The organism is Nocardia sp. NPDC059764 (genome assembly GCF_042732555.1).
In the GTDB taxonomy this organism is placed as follows: Bacteria; Actinomycetota; Actinomycetes; order Mycobacteriales; family Mycobacteriaceae; genus Nocardia.
In genome coordinates this window covers 1-21134 of the sequence record NZ_JBHWHH010000130.1, presented here as the reverse complement: position 1 = coordinate 21134, position 21134 = coordinate 1, and the positions used below count along the sequence as shown (strand labels likewise).

7 protein-coding genes are annotated in these 21134 nt (G+C 71.3%); 6 read left to right on the top strand and 1 reads right to left on the bottom strand.

The features are described 5' to 3' along the window. Positions 1 to 116: 116 nt before the first annotated feature. The 5 genes from ACFV4K_RS25065 (at position 117) to ACFV4K_RS25045 (ending at position 19449) form a co-directional block, all read left to right on the top strand. The gene (locus ACFV4K_RS25065) at positions 117 to 1712 is read left to right on the top strand and encodes an amidohydrolase (protein ID WP_379278138.1); all 1596 of its coding nucleotides are present in this window, start codon (positions 117 to 119) and stop codon (positions 1710 to 1712) included. After that, positions 1702 to 3483: an apolipoprotein N-acyltransferase gene (lnt, locus tag ACFV4K_RS25060; RefSeq protein ID WP_379278136.1), complete on the top strand. Its 1782-nt coding sequence runs from the start codon at positions 1702 to 1704 to the stop codon at positions 3481 to 3483. The genes ACFV4K_RS25065 and lnt overlap by 11 nt, the downstream gene beginning before the upstream one ends. Before the next feature lie 476 nt (positions 3484 to 3959). Then, positions 3960 to 17567 (top strand): amino acid adenylation domain-containing protein, encoded by a 13608-nt coding sequence (locus tag ACFV4K_RS25055; protein ID WP_379278134.1) that lies wholly within the window; start codon positions 3960 to 3962, stop codon positions 17565 to 17567. Beyond that, entirely contained in the window at positions 17564 to 18556 is a 993-nt protein-coding gene (locus tag ACFV4K_RS25050) for an ATP-binding cassette domain-containing protein (protein ID WP_379278133.1), read from the top strand. The genes ACFV4K_RS25055 and ACFV4K_RS25050 overlap by 4 nt, the downstream gene beginning before the upstream one ends. 110 nt (positions 18557 to 18666) lie before the next feature. After that, on the top strand, positions 18667 to 19449 hold the full coding sequence (locus ACFV4K_RS25045) for an ABC transporter permease (protein WP_357085957.1): 783 nt from the start codon (positions 18667 to 18669) through the stop codon (positions 19447 to 19449). Here ACFV4K_RS25045 and ACFV4K_RS25040 read toward each other — a convergent pair. Further along, positions 19443 to 19862 (bottom strand): ester cyclase, encoded by a 420-nt coding sequence (locus ACFV4K_RS25040; protein WP_379278131.1) that lies wholly within the window; start codon positions 19860 to 19862, stop codon positions 19443 to 19445. The genes ACFV4K_RS25045 and ACFV4K_RS25040 overlap by 7 nt on opposite strands. Positions 19863 to 19990: 128 nt before the next feature. Between ACFV4K_RS25040 and ACFV4K_RS25035 the strand changes: the two genes are divergently transcribed. Beyond that, complete coding sequence (locus ACFV4K_RS25035; RefSeq protein WP_379278130.1) at positions 19991 to 21079, top strand: LuxR C-terminal-related transcriptional regulator; 1089 nt, start codon at positions 19991 to 19993, stop codon at positions 21077 to 21079. Positions 21080 to 21134: the final 55 nt, after the last annotated feature.

Sequence of the window (21134 nt, the reverse complement as noted above, 5' to 3'; positions counted from 1 at the left end):
CGCGGGGCCGATCACCTCCCCGGTGAGCGGCCCCGCGGCGTTGCGGCAGGGGTCCTGGTCACAGTCGGCGAGTGCGATTGCCGGGACCGGCGGGCCGTGCGGCAGACTGGGCAGTCGTGAGTACCCAGTTGCTGGTCGGCGGCCGTATCTACAGTTCGAGCAATCCCGACGCGACGGCCATGGCCGTCACCGACGGGACCGTGGTGTGGGTCGGGCTGGACAAGCCGGGGCGGGCGCTGCATCCGGACGCGGAGATCATCGACCTCGACGGGGCGTTCGTCGCGCCGGGATTCGTCGACCCGCACGTGCACGTCACCGCGCTCGGGTTGAAGCTGACGGGACTCGATCTGGCGCAAGCCGGTTCACTGCGGGACTGCCTGGAACTGGTGCGGGACTTCGCCTCCGGCCACCCCGACGGCGTGATCCTCGGCGAGGGCTGGGACGAGACCCGCTGGGCCGAGGGCCGGGCCCCGACCCGCGAGGAACTCGACGTGGCCGCGCCGGGACGACAGGTGTATCTGGCTCGCGTGGACGCGCATTCGGCCGTCGCCTCGACCGTACTGCTCGACGCCGTCGACGGGATCACCGAGGCTGACGGGTTCACCCGCGGCGAGCCGCTGCGCGGCGACGCCCACCACCGGGCGCGCGGGGCCGCGCTCGGCGCGCTGAGCCGGGCGCAGCGCGACGCGGCCCGGCAGGCGGCACTGGAATCGGCCGCCGCCAATGGAGTTGTGGCCGTGCACGAATGCGCGGGACCCGAGATCTCCGGCGCCGACGACGTGCGCGAACTCCTCGACTTCACCCACGGCGTCGAGGTCCGCGCCTACTGGGGGCAGGCCGTCCGCACCGCCGAGGAAGCCCGCACCCTGGTCAAGGAACTCGGCGTGCACGCCCTCGGCGGCGACCTGTTCGTCGACGGGGCCATCGGCTCGCACACCGCCTGGCTGCGCGAACCCTACGCCGACCGCGACAGCACCGGCACCTCCTACCTCGACGCCGACGCCATCGCGGCCCACGTGCTCGCCTGCACCGAAGCCGGCATCCAGACCGGTTTCCACGTCATCGGCGACGCCGCCATGGACGCCGTCGTCACCGGATTCGAACGGGCCGTGGACGCCCTCGGCGGACCGGCCGTCGCCGCGCGCGGGCACCGGCTCGAACACGCCGAGATGATGACGGCCGACCAGATCGCCCAACTCGCCGCCTGGGGCGTGATCGCCAGCGTCCAGCCGGGATTCGACGCCGCCTGGGGCGGCCCCGACGGCATGTACGCCACCCGCCTCGGCGCGGACCGGGCCGCCATCCTGAACCCGTTCGCCGCCATGGCCGCCGCCGGCATCTCCCTCGCCATCGGATCCGACGCCCCGGTCACCGCCCTGAATCCGTGGGAAGCGCTGCGCGCCGCGGTCAACCACCGCACCCCCGGCCACCAGATCTCCCCGCGCGCCGCCTTCGCCGCCGCCACCCGGGGCGCCTGGCGCGCCGGCGGCGTCCGCGACGGCGTCGCCGGAACCCTGGTCCCCGGCGCACCCGCCTCCTACGCGATCTGGGACTCCCGCGAACTGGTCGTCGCGGCCGCCGCCGACACCGTCCAGCGCTGGTCCACCGACCCGCGCTCCCGCGTCCCCGGCCTGCCGCCGCTCAGCCCGGACGCCACCCTGCCGCAGTGCCTGCGCACCGTGCACCGCGGGGTCACCGTCCATGAAGCCTGACACCGATCCCGAGAACCACCTCCGCGCAGCGGATTCCGCCGCCGATCCGGGCGGTGCGCCCGAATCCGGCTCGCGCGCCGACGGTTCGGCCGACGGCACCGCGCCGCCGGAGTCGCGGGTGGGCAGGTCGATCGCGGCGGTCACCGCGGTGGCCACACGGTGGCCGAGGTCGACGCGGCTCCTGGCGGCGGCCGTGGCCGGATCGCTGCTGTACGCGAGCTTCCCGCCGCGGACCTTGTGGTTCCTCGCGCCGGTCGGGATCGCGATCCTGACGCTCGTGGTGCGTGGAACCGGCCGGGCGCGTGCGGGATTCGGGTACGGCTACGTGGCGGGGCTTGCGTTCTTCCTGCCACTTCTGCCGTGGACCGGGATCTATGTCGGGCCCGCGCCGTGGCTCGCCCTGTCGGCGGTATGTGCTGTCTATGTCGGGCTTTTCGGGCTGCTGACCCGGTGGGTGGCGACCCTGCCGGGGTGGCCGCTGTGGGTGGCGACGGTGTGGTCGCTCACCGAATGGGGACGCGCCAGTTTCCCGTTCGGCGGGTTTCCCTGGGGGAAGCTGGCTTTCGGGCAGGCCGACGGCTGGTACCTGCCGTACGCGATGGTGGGCGGTGCGCCGCTGGTGAGTTTCGCGGTGGCGCTCACCGGCACCGGACTCGCCGCGCTCGCCGCGGGATTGCCGGGTCGTCTCACCACCCGCGCCGGCGATAGCGGAGGAGTGGCCGGGGCCATATCGGATTCTCCCAGATGGGGAGCATCGCATCTCACATCGTGGAATCGGATTGTTGCTGCGGCAATGCTTGTGGCTATAGTTCCCCTCGCCGGAGTGATCCTCCGGACCGCGCTGCCCGGCCCGGAGGACGGCAACCGGCCGATCACGGTCGCCGCCATCCAGGGCAGCGTGCCGCGCCTGGGCCTGGACTTCAATGCCCAGCGCCGCGCGGTTCTCGACAATCACGTCAAGCGCACCGAGGAACTCGCCCGCGACATCGCGGCCGGGAAGGCCCCGCAACCCGACGTGGTGATCTGGCCGGAGAACTCCTCCGATATCGATCCGCTGCGCAACGCCGATGCGGCGCAGGAGATCTCGCAGGCGTCGGTCGCGGTGAAGGCCCCCATCCTGGTGGGCGCGGTGCTCGTGAACGCCGACCGCACCACCGCCAACTCGGTCATCGTGTGGAACGGCGATGCCGGCCCGGCCGAGCGGCACGACAAGAAGATCATCCAGCCCTTCGGCGAATACCTGCCCTATCGGGAGTTCTTCCGCCACTTCTCCGAATACGCCGACCGCGCGGGCTATTTCGTACCCGGCGCCGGCGACGGCGTGGTCCACGTGCGTCCCGCGGGCGGCGGCGCCCCGGTCGCCATCGGCGTGGCCACCTGTTACGAGGTCACCTTCGACCGCGCCTTCCAGGAATCGGTGCGCGCGGGCGCGCAGTTGCTCACCGTGCCGTCCAACAACGCCACCTTCGGCCGCAGCGAGATGACCTATCAGCAGCTGGCCATGTCACGGGTGCGCGCGGTCGAGCACGGCCGCGCGGTGGTGGTGTCGGTGACCACCGGTGTCAGCGCCATGATCACCGCCGATGGCGTGATCCGGCAGCAGACGCCGCAGTTCGAACCCGCGGCGCTGGTCGCGACGTTGCCGCTGCGGGACAACACGACACTCGCGTCCCGTTTGGGCCCCACGCCCGAGACTGTTGTGTGTATTCTGGCCGCGGCTGCTACAGCGGCCGCGCTGTTCCGGAGGCGTTATAGCACCAAGCGCGGGTGATATCTGAATCGGTCATAACCAACCGGACGGCCGAATAATTCATCCGGCGTGGTACCGCGGGCACGTATGTGAGGGCCGTTCCCGTACTCGGCGACCGAGATTCGCCAATTCGTTGCCAGGGCTTGTTGAATGTCCCGAAGGTCCGAATCGAAACCGTTCCATTATGCGAGTTGGACGCATAATGTGAGGTTTGCTGTTCGGTAACTGAACTAATGCCGCGTTCCGTCAACGCTGTTCGTTGCGGCAACTCGAGATCACCACCGATCCACTCGGCGGGATGCTCCGAATCATAGGACGTGGATCACGTCCTACGGCTCGCGCATGCGCGCGCACGCCGGGCATCCAGGACCTTGTGATCACTCTTTCGGGGCTCGGGGAGTTGCGTCTACAGCGTCAGAACGGAGTGTTTGATGAGTTCATTGGCCACCGACCGTGTCGACCAATGTTCTTCGGGTGAATTCTCGGCCCAACCTTTCGTGCTCTCCCCAGCGCAGACAGCCCTCTGGTACGCCCAGCGAATCAGGCCGGATATTCCCCTCACCATCGCGCAGTTCGTCGAAATCCACGGCGACCTCGACGTCGGCCGCCTGCTCTACGCCATCGAACGCTTCGGCGCCGAGAGCGAGGTCGGCCACGTCCGCCTGCTCGAGATCGACGGCGTCCCGCACCAGGTGGTCGACCTCGAGCGCCGCCCCGGCTGGGGCCGGGTCGACCTGCGCGGCGAGCCGGACCCGCGCGCCGCGGCCCAGGCCTGGATGCACGAGCACGCCAGCTCGCCCATCGACATCGAGCACGACCCGCTCACCACCAACGTGGTGATCCAGATCGGCGACGCCGACTGGATCTGGTACACCCGCGGCCACCACATCGTGATCGACGGCTACGGCGCCATGAACGCCACCACCCGCGCCGCCGAGATCTACACGGCGCTCGAGGACCACACCGAACCGACGGTCTCCCGCGCCACGCCGCTGGCCACCATCTACGGCGACGAGAACCGCTACCGCGACAGCACCCGCTTCGTCTCCGACGGCGACTACTGGCGCGCCCAGCTCGCCGGCGTCGGCGAACCACTCACGTTGTCCGCCAACGGCACTGTGGCCCCGATCTCCGACGCCGGACGCCGCAGCGCCACCGCCGTGCTCACCCCCGAGGTCGAGGCCGATATCGAGGCCGCCGCCACCGCGTTCGGCTCCAACTCCTCCGCGCTGTTCGTGGCCGCCCTGGCCGGTTACGTGCGCGCGGTCACCGGTACCCAGGACGTGGTGCTCAGCCTGCCCGTCTCCGCGCGCACCACGGTGGCGCTGCGGCGGTCGGCCGGTGTGGTGTCGAACGTGGTGCCCATCCGCGTGCAGTTCACCGGCGCCGAGACCGTCGCCGACACCGTGCGCGCGGTCGAACTGCAGATCACCGGCGCGCTGCGCCACCAGCGCTACCGCAGTGACGACATCCGCCGCGACTGCGGCTATTCGCGCGATTCGCGCGGCTTCTTCGGGCCCATGGTCAACCTCATGCTCTTCCACAGCGAGCTGAAGTTCGGCAGCCTGATGGGCTCGATCAACGTGCTGTCCACCGGCCCGGTCGAGGACCTCTCGATCAACCTCTACAACGGCCTGGGCGACCGCACCCACATCGACTTCGAGGCCAACCCGCGCCTCTACGGCGACACCGAACTGTCCATGCACCACAGCCGGTTCCTGGACTATCTGGGCCGATTCGTCTCCGCCGCACCCGAATCCGTGGTCGTCGACATGCCGGTGCTCACCGACGCGGAACGCGAACAGGTCCTGCACGAATGGAATTCGACCGAGGTCGCCCGCCAGGAGGGCACCCTGGCCGGGCTGTTCGCCGACCGGGCGGCCATGTCCGCCGACCGGATCGCGCTGGACTTCGAGGGCGAGACCCTCACCTACGGCGCCCTCGACGAGCGCGCCAACCGCCTCGCCCGCGAACTCGTCGCGCGCGGCGCGGGCCCCGACACCCTGGTCGGCCTGGCCATGCGCCGCAGCCTCGACCTGCTGGTCGGCATGTACGCCGTCATCAAGGCGGGCGCGGCCTACCTGCCCATCGATTCCGACCACCCGGCCGACCGCATCGCCGCCGTCCTCGAACAGGGACGGCCGCTGTGCGTGCTCACCACCGCCGCCGACGGCATCGAACTGCCCGATCTCGCACCGCGATTCGACATCGACACCGCCGATCTGTCCGCGCACTCCGGCCGCCCGGTCACCGACGCCGATCGCACCGCCCCGCTGCGCACCGACCACCTGGCGTACGTCATCTTCACCTCCGGCTCCACCGGCAAGCCCAAGGGTGTCGGCGTCAGCCACGCCGCCATCGTGAACCGGTTGCGCTGGATGCAGCACGCCTACCCGCTCGACCCCGCCGACGTGGTGCTGCAGAAGACGCCCGCCACCTTCGACGTGTCGGTGTGGGAGTTCTTCTGGCCCTTGCAGATCGGCGCCCGCCTGGTCATCGCCGCCCCCGACGGGCACCGCGATCCGGCCTACCTGGCCCACGTCATCGCCGAGAAGGGCGTCACCACGGCCCATTTCGTGCCGTCCATGCTGTCGGTGTTCCTCACCGACACGGAGGTGAGCGGCTGCACCGGCCTGGAGCGGGTGTTCTGCAGCGGTGAGGCGCTGCCCGCCGCCACCGTCGCCGAATTCCACGCCGCCCTGGGCACCGGACCCGAAGCGCCGCAACTGCACAACCTCTACGGGCCCACCGAGGCCGCCGTCGACGTCACCGCCTGGCACTGCGCGCCCGGCGCCACCGACGTGCCGATCGGCGCACCCGTCTGGAACACCCGCACCTACGTCCTCGACGCCCGCCTGCAGCCCGTCGCCCCCGGCGTGGTCGGCGAGCTCTACCTGGCGGGCGTGCAGCTGGCCCGCGGCTACCTGGGGCGCGCCGCCCTCACCGGCGACCGGTTCGTGGCCAACCCCTTCACCCCCGGCGCCCGCATGTACCGCACCGGCGACCTGGTGCGCTGGCGTGGCAACGGCAGCTCCGGCGTACTGGAGTACCTGGGCCGCAGCGACTTCCAGGTCAAGGTGCGCGGCCTGCGCATCGAACTCGGCGAGATCGAGGCCGCCCTGCTCGCCGACCCCCGGGTCTCGCGCGCGGTGTGCGTGGCCCGCCGCGGCCGCGGCGGCGACGAGCTGGTCGGCTACGCGGTCGCCGGCCCCGGCGTCGATGTGTTGGACCCCATCGAGCTCACCGCCGGGCTGCGCCGCACCCTGCCCGGCTATATGGTGCCCTCGGTCGTGATGGTCCTCGACGAACTACCGCTGAGCGCCAACGGCAAAGTGGATCGCAAGGCCCTGCCCGAGCCGGACGCGGGCGCCCGACGCCCCGACCGGCCCGCGGCCGAGCCCAGCACCGAGATGGAACGCCAGCTGCTCGGCATCTTCGCCGAGGTGCTCGGCACCGACGAACTCGACGTCCAGGACAGCTTCTTCGACCTGGGCGGCAACTCGCTGACCGCGGCCCGCGCCATGGCGCGCGTCAATGCCGCGCTCGGCGTCTCGCTCACCATTCGCGACCTGTTCGAAACCTCCACCGTGGCCGCGCTCGGCGCCCGGCTCTCCGCCGCCCAGCTCGACGGAACCGCGTGCCCCGAGCCGCTGCTGACGGCCGGACCACGGCCGCAGCAGATTCCGCTGTCCCTGGCCCAGCAGCGGCTGTGGATCCTCAACCGGTTCGCCGAGCACGCGGCCGCGTACAACATGCCGTTCGCGGTGAAACTGACCGGGCCGCTGGACATTCCGGCCCTGCGCGCCGGACTGGTGGACGTGCTGGAACGGCACGAGAGCCTGCGCACCACCTTCCCCGACACCCCCGACGGCCCGTGCCAGCTCATCCACCCGGCCTCCGAGATCCCGCTCACCCTCGATCCGATCGACGCCACCGCCGATGCCGACGCCGTCGCACTGGCCACCGAATTCGCCGGGTACGGTTTCGATCTGCGCAGTCAGGCCCCCGTGCGGGTGGCGTTGTACCGCACCGGTCCCGACACCCACCTCCTACTGGTGGTGCTGCACCACATCAGCGGTGACGGCTGGTCGATCGACCCGCTGACCAACGACCTGATGACCGCGGTCGCCGCCCGCGCCCAGGGCGAGGCCCCGGTGTGGACGCCGCTGCCGGTGCAGTACGCCGATTTCGCGCTGTGGCAACGGGAACTGCTCGGTGACGAGACCGACCCGGCCAGCGCCCTGGCCCGGCAGCTGGCCTACTGGCGTGCCGCCCTCGCCGACCTGCCCGACCAGCTGGACCTGCCCCTGGACCGCCCGCGTCCGCGGCAGCGCTCGACCGACGGCGGGACCGTCGAATTCACCATCCCCGCCGAGGTCCGCCGCGCACTGGCCACCGTCGCCCACGACCGCGGAGTCAGCACGTTCATGGTGCTGCACGCCGCGCTGGCCGTGGTGCTCTCGCGTCTGTGCAATACCGCCGACATCGCCATCGGCACCCCGATCGCCGGGCGCAGCGACCCCGCGCTCGACGACCTGGTCGGTATGTTCGTCAACACCCTGGTGCTGCGCACCCGGGTGGATCCGGCCGCCGGATTCGACCGCATGCTCACCGAGGTCCGCGACACCGACCTCAACGCCTTCGCCAATGCCGACGTGCCGTTCGAGCGGCTCGTGGAGGTGGTCAACCCGGAGCGGTCCGCGTCGCGGCACCCGCTGTTCCAGGTCATGCTGTCCTACGACAACGGCCCCGAGACGCGGCTCGACCTGCCCGGCGTGGACAGCGAAGTGGTGCCGATGGCCACCGACGTCGCCAAGTTCGACCTGCAGCTGACCGTGCACGAGCCGTCCGGGACCCCGGCCGAGGACGCCGGGCTGTCGGCCGAATTCGGGTACGCCGCCGATGTTTTCGACCACGCCACGGTCGCGGCCATCGCCCGCCGCTTCGGTGCGTTGCTCGCCGCCGCGGTCACCGAGCCCGCGCTGCCCGTCGGCGATCTGCCGCTGCTGGACGTGCGCGAGACCGCGAAATTGGTGCCCATCATGGGTGCGCCCGGCGAACCCGCCACCACCCTGGCCCGGCTGCTCACCGACACCGCCGAACGCGTCCCCGACGCGGTGGCCGTGCGCTACCTGGGCGAGGACACCAGCTACCGCGAACTCGACGAACGCTCGAACCGCTTGGCGCGGGTACTGATCGAGCACGGCGCCGGACCCGAGGTGGTCGTCGCCGTCGCGCTGCCGCGCAGCCTCGACAGCATCCTCGCGGTGTGGTCGGTCGCCAAGACCGGCGCCGCCTACGTGCCCGTCGACCCCGACTACCCGTCGGACCGCATCGCCCACATGCTCGCCGACTCCGGGGCCATGCTCGGCATCACCAATGCCGAACGGCGCCCGGACATGCCGACCACCTGGCCCGGCAACCGGGGACGGCACCGCAAGAGCTACGTGGACTGGCTGCTGCTCGGCTCCGAACAGCTCGGCGCGGAATGCGCGCAGTTCCCCGACACCGCGGTCACCGACGTCGAACGCCACCACCCGCTGCGCACCGCCGGCCCGGCCTACCTCATCTACACCTCCGGCTCCACCGGCAAGCCCAAGGCCGTGGTGGTCACCAACGCGGGCATTGCCTCGCTGGCGCACGAGCAGATGCATCTGTTCAAGGTCACCGATTCCGCTCGCACCCTGCACTTCTCGTCACCCAGCTTCGACGCCTCGGTGCTGGAGCTGCTGCTCGGGTTCGCGGCCGGCGCCACCATCGTGGTCGTGCCCGCGGGCGTCTTCGGCGGTGAGGAGCTCGCGCGCATCCTGCGCGAGGAGCATGTGACGCACGCGTTCGTCACCCCCGCCGCCCTGGGCACCGTGCCCGCCGACGACCTGCCCGAGCTGGAAGCCGTCATCGTCGGTGGCGAGGCCTGCCCCGAGGACCTGGTGACGGTGTGGACCGCACCGGAATCGCGGCCCGGGCAGCCCGCCCGGCGCATGCACAATATGTACGGCCCGTCCGAGGCCACCGTCGCCGCCACCGCCACCGGACCCATGGTGGCCGGGCAGCCGGTGCCGATCGGCCTGCCCGTGCGCGGGATGCGGCTGTTCGTGCTCGACGGCCGCCTGCACCCGGTGCCGCCGGGCGTGGCGGGGGAGCTGTACCTGTCCGGGCCCGGCCTGGCGCGCGGCTACCTGGGCCGGCACGCCCTGACCGCGCAACGCTTCCCGGCCAACCCGCACGGCCGCCGCGGCGAACGCATGTACCGCACCGGCGATCTGGTGGTCGCCGACGGCGCCGGGCAGCTGCGCTTCCTGGGCCGCGCCGACGACCAGATCAAGATCCGCGGCTTCCGCATCGAACTCGCCGAGATCGACCATGTGCTGGCCGCGCACCCGGGCGTCACGTTCGCGCTCACCCTGGTCCACCACGACGAGCGTGGAATCCCGCGCCTGGTCTCCTATCTCACCGCCGACACCGCCGTCGACGCGGCCCGGGTGCTCGACACCGCGCGCGGACGGCTGCCCGGGTACATGGTGCCCTCCGCGCTGACCGTGCTCGACGCCATGCCCGTCACTCCGTCGGGCAAGCTGGATCGCAAGGCGCTGCCCGCGCCCGAGTTCGTGGCCGCCGGGACCTCCCGCGCCCCGGAGACCGAACTGGAACAGCAGGTCGCGCTCGTGTTCGGCTCGATCCTGGGCGGGATCGCGCCCGGCGCGGACGACAACTTCTTCGAGATCGGCGGCAACTCGCTGCTGGCGACCCGCCTCACCGCGGCGCTGCACGCCGAATTCGGGGTGGAGCTGCCGGTGCGCGACATCTTCGAGTCGCCCACCGTGGCCGGGGTGGCCGTACGTCTGGCGGAAGCGCCCCGGGCGCAGCGTGTCGCGCTGGCTGTGCACTCGCCGCGCCCGGAACGCGTACCACTGTCGCTGCCGCAACAGCGACTGTGGTTCCTCAACAGATATTCCCCCGAATCCGGTGCTTACAACATCGCATTCGTGCTGCGGATCGATGGCGATCCGGACATCGACGCCCTGCGGGCCGCCCTGGCCGACGTGGTGGAACGCCACGAGGTGCTGCGTACCGTCTTCCCCGAGGACGAGCAGGGCGCCTGCCAGGTCGTCCTCGACACCGCGGGCTGCCTGCCGGTGCCCGAGGTCGTCGAGACCGACGATGTCGGCGCCCGCAAGGCGCTGCGCTCGCTGGCCCGGCGCGGCTTCGACCTGGCGCACGAGATCCCGCTGCGGATGGCGTTGCTGCGCACCGGAACCCGCCGGCACCTGCTCGGCATCGCACTGCACCACATTGCCGCCGACGGCTGGTCGCTGGGCCCGTTGACCCAGGACCTGGCCATCGCCTACGCCGCCCGCCACGGCGGCGTGGCCCCCGCGTGGACGCCGCTGCCGGTGCAGTACGCCGACTTCAGCCTGTGGCAGCGTGACATCCTCGGCGCCGACACCGATGCCGAGAGCGCCGCCGCCGCGCAGCTCGCCTACTGGCGCGCCGCGCTCGCGGACCTGCCCGAGGAACTGCCGTTGCCCTACGACCGTCCGCGTCCGGCCGAACCCACCGGGCGGGCCGGGACGGTGCGGTTCGAGGTGCCGGAAGCGTTGCAGCGCAGGCTCACCGAGGTCGCGCGGGCCAACGGCGTCAGCCTGTTCATGGTGCTGCGCTCCACCCTGGCCGTCATGCTGCGGGTGGTCACCGGCGGCCGCGACATCGTCATCGGCACGCCGGTCGCCGGGCGCTCCGACACCCGCCTCGACGACCTGGTCGGCATGTTCGTCAACACGCTGATCCTGCGCTCGGACGTGGACCCCGACCGCACCTTCGCCGAACTGCTGCAGGCCGACCGCGATAGCGAACTGTCCGCCATGGCCAACGCCGAGGTGCCCTACGAGCGGGTCGTGGAGGAACTGCAGTCCGGCGAGGACCGGCACCGCCGTGTCGGAGCCGGGCCGCTGCTGCAGGTGGCGCTGAGCGTGCAGGACACCCCGGCGCCCGTGCTGCGGCTGCCCGGCCTGTCGCTGCACGCCGAGGAACTTGACATCGCGCTGGCCAAGTTCGACCTCGAACTGCGGGTGCTGCCCGGCCTCGCCGCCGACGCACGCGTCTTCGAATTCGTCTACGCCGCCGAGCTGTTCGAGCAGCAGACGGTGACCATCCTGGCCGAACGCCTGGTCCAGGTGTTCGAGGCCGTCACCGGCGACGCGCAGGTGCGGGTGCGCGACATCGACGCGCGCACCGAACTCGAGCGCGAGATGTTAACCCCCGCCTGGGGTCCGGTGCCCGAACCGCAGTGCAGCCTGGCCGCCTACTTCGCGGCCACCGCGCACCTCAACGCGGACCGGGTGTTCCTGCGCTTCGACGAGACCGAACTGACCTACCGCGAAGCCGACATCTACTCGAACCGCCTGGCGCGGGCCCTGATCGACCGCGGCCTGGGCCCCGGCGACCGGGTGGCGCTCGGCCTGACCCGCTCGGTGGAATCGGTGCTGGCGGCCCTGTCCGTCGCCAAGTGCGGCGCCGCGTTCGTGCCGGTGGACCCGAACTATCCGGCGGATCGGGTGCGGCACATGCTGACCGACTCCGGCTGCCGGGTCGGGATCAGCCTGACCGAGTACGCGGACGCGCTGCATGCCGCTGCCGGGGAGCACCCGGTGGACTGGCTGCTGCTCGACGACCCCGAGCTGCTCGAAGTGCTCGAGGTGCTCGACGAGACCGCGATCACCGACGCCGACCGCACCGCCACCCTGTGGACGGTGGACCTCGCCTACATCATCTACACCTCCGGTTCGACCGGAAAACCCAAGGGCGTGGCCGTCACCCACGGCGGACTGTCCAACTTCGCCGACGAGATCCGCGAGCGCATGCGGGTCGAACGGGACTCGCGGGCCATGCATTTCGCGTCCCCGAGCTTCGACGCCGCCGTCTTCGACATGCTGCTGGCGGTCGGCTCCGGTGCGACCATGATCATCGTCCCACCCGACGTGTACGGCGGCGACGAACTGGCCTCGCTGATGGACCGCGAACAGGTCAGCCACACCTTCATGACCCCGGCCGCGCTGGCCACCATCGACCGCGAGCGCTGGCCGCTGCCGCACCTGCGGTCGGTCATGGTCGGCGGCGAGGCCTGTGGTCCGGAACTGGTGGCGCGCTGGGCTCCCGGTCGCATGATGTTCAACGGCTACGGGCCCACCGAGACCACCGTCGTCATCACCGTCGCCGGGCCGCTCGCGGTCGGGGAGCCGGTTACCATCGGCAAGCTGGTGCGCGGCGCGCGGGCACTGGTCCTCGACGAACGCCTGCGGCCGGTCCCGGTCGGCGTCCCCGGTGAGCTGTACCTCGGCGGACAGGGTGTCGCGCGCGGCTATTTCGAACGGTTCGAGCTGACCGCGGCCCGCTTCGTGGCCGACCCGTACGGCCCGCCCGGGTCACGGGTCTACCGCACCGGTGACGTGGTGCGCTGGAGCGCCGACGGCGACATCGTCTACCTGGGTCGCACCGACCACCAGGTGAAGGTGCGCGGTTTCCGCATCGAGCTCGGCGAGATCGACGGCGTGCTCACCGCGCATCCCGCGATCCGCTTCGCGCACACCGAGGTCCGCGAGATCGCCGGCGTGCGGCGCATCGTGTCGTTCGTGCTGCCCGCCGACGGCGGCACGCCCGACCTCGAGCAGCTGCGCGGCCACTGCGCCGGACACCTGCCCGCGCATATGGTTCCGAGTTCGCTCACCGTGCTCGACCACATTCCGCTCACCCCGGTCGGCAAGCTGGACCGTGACGCGCTGCCGCCGCCCACGGCGCTGCTCGCCTCGGTCTCGCGCGCACCGGAGACCGACACCGAGCGCCTGGTCGCCGAGGTGATCGGGGAACTGGTCGGCGCGCCGGGGGTCGGCGCGGACGACAGCTTCTTCGAGGTCGGCGGAAACTCGCTGCTGGCCACCCAATTGGTGGCCCGGCTGGCCACCGCCACCGGGGTGCGGCTCGAGGTGCGGGCCGTGTTCGCCACTCCGACCGTGGCCGGGCTCGCGGTCGCGTTGGACGCCGGTTCCGCCTCGGACGACCTGCGCCCGGAACCGCGCCGGCGCACCCGGCCCGAGCGGATCCCGCTCTCCGCGGCGCAGCGGCGGCTGTGGTTCCTGGAGAAGTTCAATGCCTCCGGGGAGAACGGGGAAGCGCTGGGCGCCTACAACGTTCCGGTCGCTCTGCGCCTGCACGGCGAACTGAACGTCGCGGCACTGCGCGCGGCTCTGCACGAGGTGCAGGAACGGCACGAGACGCTGCGCACGGTGTTCCCCGAGATCGACGGCGAACCGTGCCAGCAGATCCTGGAACCGGGCGATGCCGCCGTCGGGCTGCCGATCCGGTCCGTGACCGAGGCCGAGGTGCCGGGCGAGATCCGTCGCGTCACCGCCGGTGGGTTCGACCTGGCCACCAGCGTGCCGCTGCGCGCGGCCCTGCTGCGGCTGCCGGGTGACCGGACCGAGCACGTGCTGGTGCTGGTCGTGCACCACATCGCCATGGACGGCTGGTCGCTGCAACCGCTCGCCGCCGACGTGGCCGCCGCCTACCGGGCGCACGTCGCCAAGCAGGCCCCCGAATGGCCCGAACTGCCCATCCAGTACGCCGATTACACGCTGTGGCAGCAGGATGTGCTGGGCCGCGAGGACGATCCGGAATCGGTGATCAGCGGCCAGCTCGACTACTGGCGGCGCGCCCTGGACGGTCTGCCGGAGCTGCTCGCGGTGCCGTCGGACCGGCCGCGCCCGCCCGCCCCGACCTATCGCGGCGGCACGGTGGAATGCGCGCTGGACCCGTTCACCCACCGCGAATTGCAGGCGCTGGCAGCCGAACACGGCGTCACCATGTTCATGGTGCTGCACGCGGCACTCGCGGCACTGTTGCATCGGTTGACCGCCGCCGACGACATCGCCGTGGGCACGCCCATCGCCGGGCGCGGCCACCCCGCGCTGGACCGGCTGGTCGGCATGTTCGTCGGAACCCTGGTGCTGCGCACCGGCATCGACGGCGGCGTCAGCTTCGCCGATCTGCTGCGCACGGTCCGCGACACCGACCTGGAAGCGTTCGCGCACGCCGACGTACCGTTCGAGCGGCTGGTCGAGGTGCTCAACCCGGTCCGCTCGCAGGCCCACCACCCGATGTTCCAGGTGATGCTGTCGGTGCAGAACCAGCCCGTCCGGGTGCTCGAACTGCCGGGCCTGCGGATCGAGGCCGACGACGCCGACCCCGGCATCGCCAAGTTCGACCTGCAGTTCACCCTCACCGAATCCTGGACCGCGGCACGCGAACCCGACGGCATCACCGTCTCGGTCAACTACGCCGCCGACCTGTTCGACGAGGACACGGCCCAGGGACTGGCCCAGCGGTTCGTGCGGCTGCTCGGTGCGGCCGCCGGACACCCGAGCACCGCGATCGGCGATCTGGACCTGCTCGACACCGCCGAGTGGACGGCCCTCGCGCCGGTGCGCGGCGCGGAACCCGGGCTGCCGATCACCTTCCCGGAGGTGTTCGAGGCCGCCGCCAACCTGAACCGGGCCGCCATCGCGGTCCGCTCGGCGGGCACCCAGATCTCCTACGACGCCCTCGACCGCTGGACCAACCGGCTCGCCCGGGTCCTGATCGGTTACGGCGTCGGACCGGAAACCCTGGTCGCCATGGGCATTCCGCGGTCGGCCGAATCGGTGGCGGTGACCCTCGCCATCGCCAAGGCCGGCGCCGCCTTCGTACCCGTCGACCCCGGGTACCCGGAGCAGCGGATCAGCCACATGCTGCTGGATTCCGGTGCGGCCGTGGGCATCACCCTGTCCACCCACCGCGAGCGCATGCCCGACGGCGCCAACTGGACCGTGCTGGACGCGCCGTCGTTCCGGCGTCGCGTGCTGGCCACCTCCGACGCGCCCATCCGCGACGGCGAGCGGATCTCGCCGCTGCGCATGGACAACCCGGCGTACGTCATCTACACCTCCGGGTCCACGGGTATCCCGAAGGGCGTGGTCGTCACCCATGGCGGCCTGTCCAACTTCGCCGCCGAGACCGCGCAGCGGTTCGACGTCGGGCCCGGCTGCCGCGTGCTGCACTTCGCCACACCGAGTTTCGACGCCGCCATGCTCGACCTGCTGTTCGCGCTCGGCGGCGCCGCGACCCTCGTCATCACCCCGCCCGGCGTGGTCGGCGGCGAGGAGCTGGGGAAGGTGTTCGTCGACGAGGGCATCACCCACGCCTTCATCACCACCTCGGCCCTGGGCACCGTCGACCCGTCCGCCGTGACCGCGATGCGCCATGTGCTGGTCGGCGGCGAAGCGCTGCCGCCGGACCTGGCCACCCGGTGGGCTTCCGGCCGCAAGCTCTACAACGCGTACGGGCCGACGGAAACAACCATCGTGACGGTGATCTCGCAGCCGTTGACGCCCGGCGGGCAGATCACGATCGGCGGGCCCATCCGCGGTGTCGGCGCGACCGTCCTGGACGCGCGCCTGCACCCGACCCCGGCCGGGGTCACCGGTGAACTGCACCTGGCGGGCGCGGCCCTGGCCCGCGGCTACCTGCGCCGCCCGGGCTTGACCGCGCAGCGGTTCGTGGCCAATCCGTTCGGCAAGCCGGGCGCCCGCATGTACCGCACCGGCGACCTGGTTCGTTGGCTCGAACGCGGCGGCAGCGCACGGGATCTGGACTACGTGGGCCGCACCGACCATCAGGTCAAGATCCGCGGCTTCCGCATCGAGCTCGGCGAGATCGACGCGGCGCTGGCCAAGCACCCGGCGGTGGAGTTCGCGACCACCATCGGGCATCGCACCCCGGCCGGGTCCACCGCGCTGGTGGCGTACGTGAAGCCGTGCACCGGAACCGCGCCCACCCCGGCCGAACTCACCGCGCACATGGCCGCCCTGGTGCCCAACTACATGGTGCCGCAGTCGATCATGTTGCTGGACCGGGTGCCGCTGTCGCCGGTCGGCAAGCTCGACCGGAAGGCGTTGCCGGAACCGGTGTTCGCGGCCCGAGAGGGCTACCGGGCGCCGAGCGGACCGATCGAGGCCGCCCTGTGCGCGGCGTTCGCGGACGTGCTCGGCCTCGGCGAGGAACGCCAGGTCGGCGTCGACGACGGGTTCTTCGAACTGGGCGGCAACTCGCTGCTGGCCACCAAGGTGGTCGCGCAGTTGCGGGCCGCTGGGATCGACCTGCCCGTGCAGGCCATGTTCGGCGAATCCACGCCGGCCGCCATCGCCGCCCGCCTGTCCGCGGCCGACGGCGATGTCGGGGCGGCGCTGACCGCGGCGCTCGGCCCGGTGCTGCCGCTGCGCCCGAGCACGGATGCGACGCTGCCGCCGCTGTTCTGCGTGCATCCGGCGATCGGCCTGTCCTGGTGCTTCGCCGGACTGCTGTCGCACCTGCCGCCCGAACGGCCGGTGTACGGCCTGCAGGCGCCGCACGTGGCGGGCGAGGAGAGCCACCGGACCATCGCCGAAGCCGCGAAATACTATGTGGCGCACATGAAGTCGGTGCAGCCCGAAGGACCGTACCATGTGCTGGGCTGGTCGCTGGGCGGACTCATCGCCCACGAGGTGGCGGTGCAGCTGCAGGAGGGCGGCGACGAGGTGGCGCTGCTCGGCATGATGGACAGCTACCAGCTCTCCGACCGGTGGCTCGAGCAGGCCATGCCGTCGGTGGCGTCGATCATCGCCGAATTCGGATCCGACCTGCTCGGCGGTGACGCCGACATCGATCCGCGCCTGACCCTGCAGGAGGCCGCCGAACTGCTGCGCGGCCGCTCCGGGCCGTTCGCGGCGCTCACGATCGAACACCTGGAACGGCTCTACACCGGATACGAGAACGGCACGGCCCAGGCGCACGACTTCCGGCCGCGGGTCTTCGACGGCGACCTGGTGTTCTTCACCGCCGCCGACGACGAGATCAACCGGGCGGACCCGGCGCGCTGCGCCGCGGCCTGGCAACCCCACGTCACCGGCATGGTGCACGACCAGCTGGTGCGCTGCACGCACGCCGGCATGACCACGCCGGAATCCCTCGCCGTCATCGGGCCGGTGCTGCGGGATCAGCTGGCGGAGATCGAAGCCCGGCGGGAGGGTACGCGATGAGTCTGGCCGTGGAAGTCCAAGGGCTGGTGAAGTATTACGGCAAGGTCCGGGTGCTGGACGGGATCGATCTGGAGATCCCGAGCGGCACCGTGATGGGACTGCTCGGACCCAACGGCGCGGGCAAGACCACCACCGTGCGGATCGTCACCACCCTGCTACGCCCGAGCTCCGGCACGGTGCAGGTGGCGGGCGTCGACGTGCTGAAGCATCCGGCGCGGGCCCGCACCCGGATCGGTCTGTCGGGCCAGTACGCGGCCATCGACGCCAATCTGTCCGGCTTCGAGAACCTGCGCATGGTGGCCCGGCTGTACGGCATGAACCACAAGCAGGCCACCGACCGCGCCACCGAGCTCTTATCGGCGCTCGGGCTCGACCACGCGGCCGGGCGCCGGGCCGGCACCTACTCCGGCGGTATGGCGCGGCGCCTCGACCTCGCCGGGGCGCTGGTGTGCAGACCTCCGGTGGTGGTGCTCGACGAGCCCACCACCGGGCTGGATCCCCGTGGGCGACTGGACATGTGGCGCGTCATCGGCGAACTCGTCGACGACGGCACCACCGTGCTGCTCACCACCCAGTACCTGGAAGAGGCCGACCTGCTGGCCGACCGCATCACCGTCATCGACCGCGGGCGCGTCATCGCCCGCGGCTCGGCCGACGAACTCAAGACCTCCATCGGCGGCGACAAACTGACCGTCACCCTGGCCGCCGGACAGGATCCCGCCCCCGCCCGGCGCGTGCTGGCCGGGGTCGGCATCGGCGAACCGGAGTACGACGAGCCCACCGACGGGCTGACCGTGGTGGTGAGCGACGGCACCCGCACCATGGTCGAAGCGCTGCGCCGCCTCGACGACGTCGGGGTGCACGTGCTCGACGCGACCGTGCACCGCCCCAGCCTCGACGACGTATTCCTGTCTCTCACCGGCAAATCCGCCGACCGCAAGATCGATGTGCCCGCCACCGAGTCAGTTCAAGAGGAGATCCTGTCGTGACGACCCTGCCCGCCGACCCGGAAGCGCCTCCGGGCGAGGAGACCGCGGCCACCGCCGAGGAGCAGAAGGTCCGCCCGGCCGGTGAGGGGCCCGCCATCCTGTTACCGCGGGTGGTGCGGGACAGCGCGATCGTCGCCTATCGCAACCTGATCACCATTCTGCGTGTGCCCACCCTGCTGGTGACCGCCACCATCCAGCCGCTGATGTTCGTATTCCTGTTCGCCTACATCTTCGGCGCGTCCCTGGGCGGCAGCCAGTACCGGGAGTTCCTGCTCGCCGGAATCTTCACGCAGACAGTCGCTTTCAACGCGGCATTCACCACCGTCGGCCTGGCGAACGATCTGCACAAGGGCATTATCGACCGGATGCGGACGCTGCCCATGTCGCGGCTGGCGGTGCTGATGGGCCGCACCCTGTCCGACCTGGTGGTCAATATCCTGGCGCTAGCGGTCATGGTGGCGTGCGGGTACGTGGTCGGCTGGCGGATCAACGGGGCGATCATGGACGCGGTGCTGGCATTCGCCGTCATCCTGCTGTTCGCCTTCGCCATGTCGTGGGTGGGCGCGATCACCGGGCTCATGTCGCCGAGTGTCGAGGTGGCCCAGAGTGCCGGGCTCATCTGGCTTTTCCCGCTGACCTTCATCTCCTCGGCGTTCATCTCCGGGGAGACGCTGCCCGGTCCGCTGCGCACGGTGGCCGCCTGGAATCCGATCACCGCGGTGTCGGCGGCCGGGCGCAAACTGTTCGGCAACGGGTCACCGCCCTCGTTCACTCCGGCCACCGGCTGGGCCGCCGACCACTGCGTCGAGTACTCGATCCTGTGCTCGGTGGGCATCCTGGCGATCGCGGTGCCGCTGGCCCTGGTGCAGTACCGCAAGGTCGCCAGTCACTGAGCGGGCTGGGCCTGCGGCAGGGCGCCGAGCTGGCCCAGCAGGTCGAACAGGTCGAAAGAGCCACGGAATTCGGTGATCCGGCCGTCGCGGACCTGGTAGAACACGACGCCGGGCACCGCCACCGTGCGGCCGGTCGCCGGGATTCCCTGGAACTCGCCGAGCTGGGTGCCGCGGCCGGTCCAGCGTTCGGCCACGCGATCACCTTCCGCCACCACCTCTTCCAGCGTCGAATGCCAGTCGGGGAAGGCGGTGCGCATGGCGGTGTTGAACGCTTTGAGGCCCTCGATCCCGCCGACCTCGGGGGCGTGGATGATGACATCGGGGGCCATCAGCTCGTCGGCCGCCGCCAGTCGGCCCGTGTTCCAGAATTCGTTCACGAAGCGCTCGATCAGCGCCTTGTTCGACTCGAACATGATCACTCCTCGATCGGTGGTCGGGGCTCGCGCTGAGCCCTCGTACCGACTGTGCGCGCTCGCGGCCGCCGGGAACATTCCAGAAAGCTGGTATCCCGTCGGCGCGGGCGCGGCCGTAGCCTGAGATGGTGGGGCAGCACCGATCGACGGATCGGGCACGGCGTGAGATCGTCCGCCTGTGCCACTCGGGGCTGGACGCGGGCACGGTTCTCACCGAATCACTGAGCGCGCTGCGCGCGGCCGTCCCGATCGCCGCCTACTGGGCGGCCACCACCGATCCGGCCACCGTCCTGTTCACCGGATCGGTCATCGACGAGATCCCCGCTGCGGCCACCCCGCTGTTCCTGGCCAACGAGTTCCTCGACGACGACGTGAACCACTTCCGGGCCCTAGCCGCCGCCCCCGACCCGGTCCGCACCCTGTTCGACGCCACCAGGGGCCTCCCCGGGACCAGCGCCCGCTATCGCGACATCCTCGCCCCGCTCGGCATGGGCGACGAACTGCGCGCGGCATTGCGGACCGGGGAGAGCTGTTGGGGTGTGTTGTGCCTGCACCGGGATCCCTCGCCGGAGGGCTTCCGCGCGGATGAGGTGGGTTTCGTGCACGCCATGACCGCGCATCTGGCCGAGGGCCTGCGCGCGGCGGTGCTGCTGTCGGAGGTGGAGACCGGCCCGGACGGGCAGCCCACGCCGGGCCTGCTGCTGCTCGACGACGCCGGGACCGTGCTGGCTCGCACCCCCGAGGCGAGCGTCCTGCTGGCCGAGCTCGCCGACCAGCCCGCGCGCGAAACGCTGCCGCAGGCGATCGTCGCGGTCGCCATGCGCCTGCGCAGTCTGGAACTGGATCCGAATTCGCCTGCGGTGCCCCGTGTTCGACTGCACACCCGTGCGGGTCGCTGGCTGGTCGCCCACGCCTCCCGGCTGCACACCGACCCGGGCGCGGACCCCGAGGGCCCGATCGCGGTGATCCTCGAACCGGCTCGCGCCCCGGAGATCGCGCCCCTGAAACTGGCCGCCTACCCGCTGACCCCGCGCGAATACCAGATCGCGGCCTTGGTCCTGGCGGGCAACTCGACCCGCCAGATCGCCGACACCCTGGTGGTCTCACCGTTGACGGTGCAGCAGCACCTGAAGTCGATCTTCGAGAAGTCCGGGGTGCGCAGCCGCCGCGACCTGGTCGCCAATCTGCTTGCCGCCCATTACGGCTCACCCCACTGACCCCCGGCGCAGAACGGGTCCCCCGCACCGATGGTGCGGGGGACCCGTGTTGTCG

What these genes read in the sequence shown, in the direction of transcription:
- lnt (WP_379278136.1), top strand. Translation starts at nt 1,702, where the DNA reads ATGAAGCCTGACACCGATCCCGAGAACCACCTCCGCGCAGCGGATTCC.
- ACFV4K_RS25050 (WP_379278133.1), top strand. Translation starts at nt 17,564, where the DNA reads ATGAGTCTGGCCGTGGAAGTCCAAGGGCTGGTGAAGTATTACGGCAAG.
- ACFV4K_RS25040 (WP_379278131.1), bottom strand. Translation starts at nt 19,862, where the DNA reads ATGTTCGAGTCGAACAAGGCGCTGATCGAGCGCTTCGTGAACGAATTC.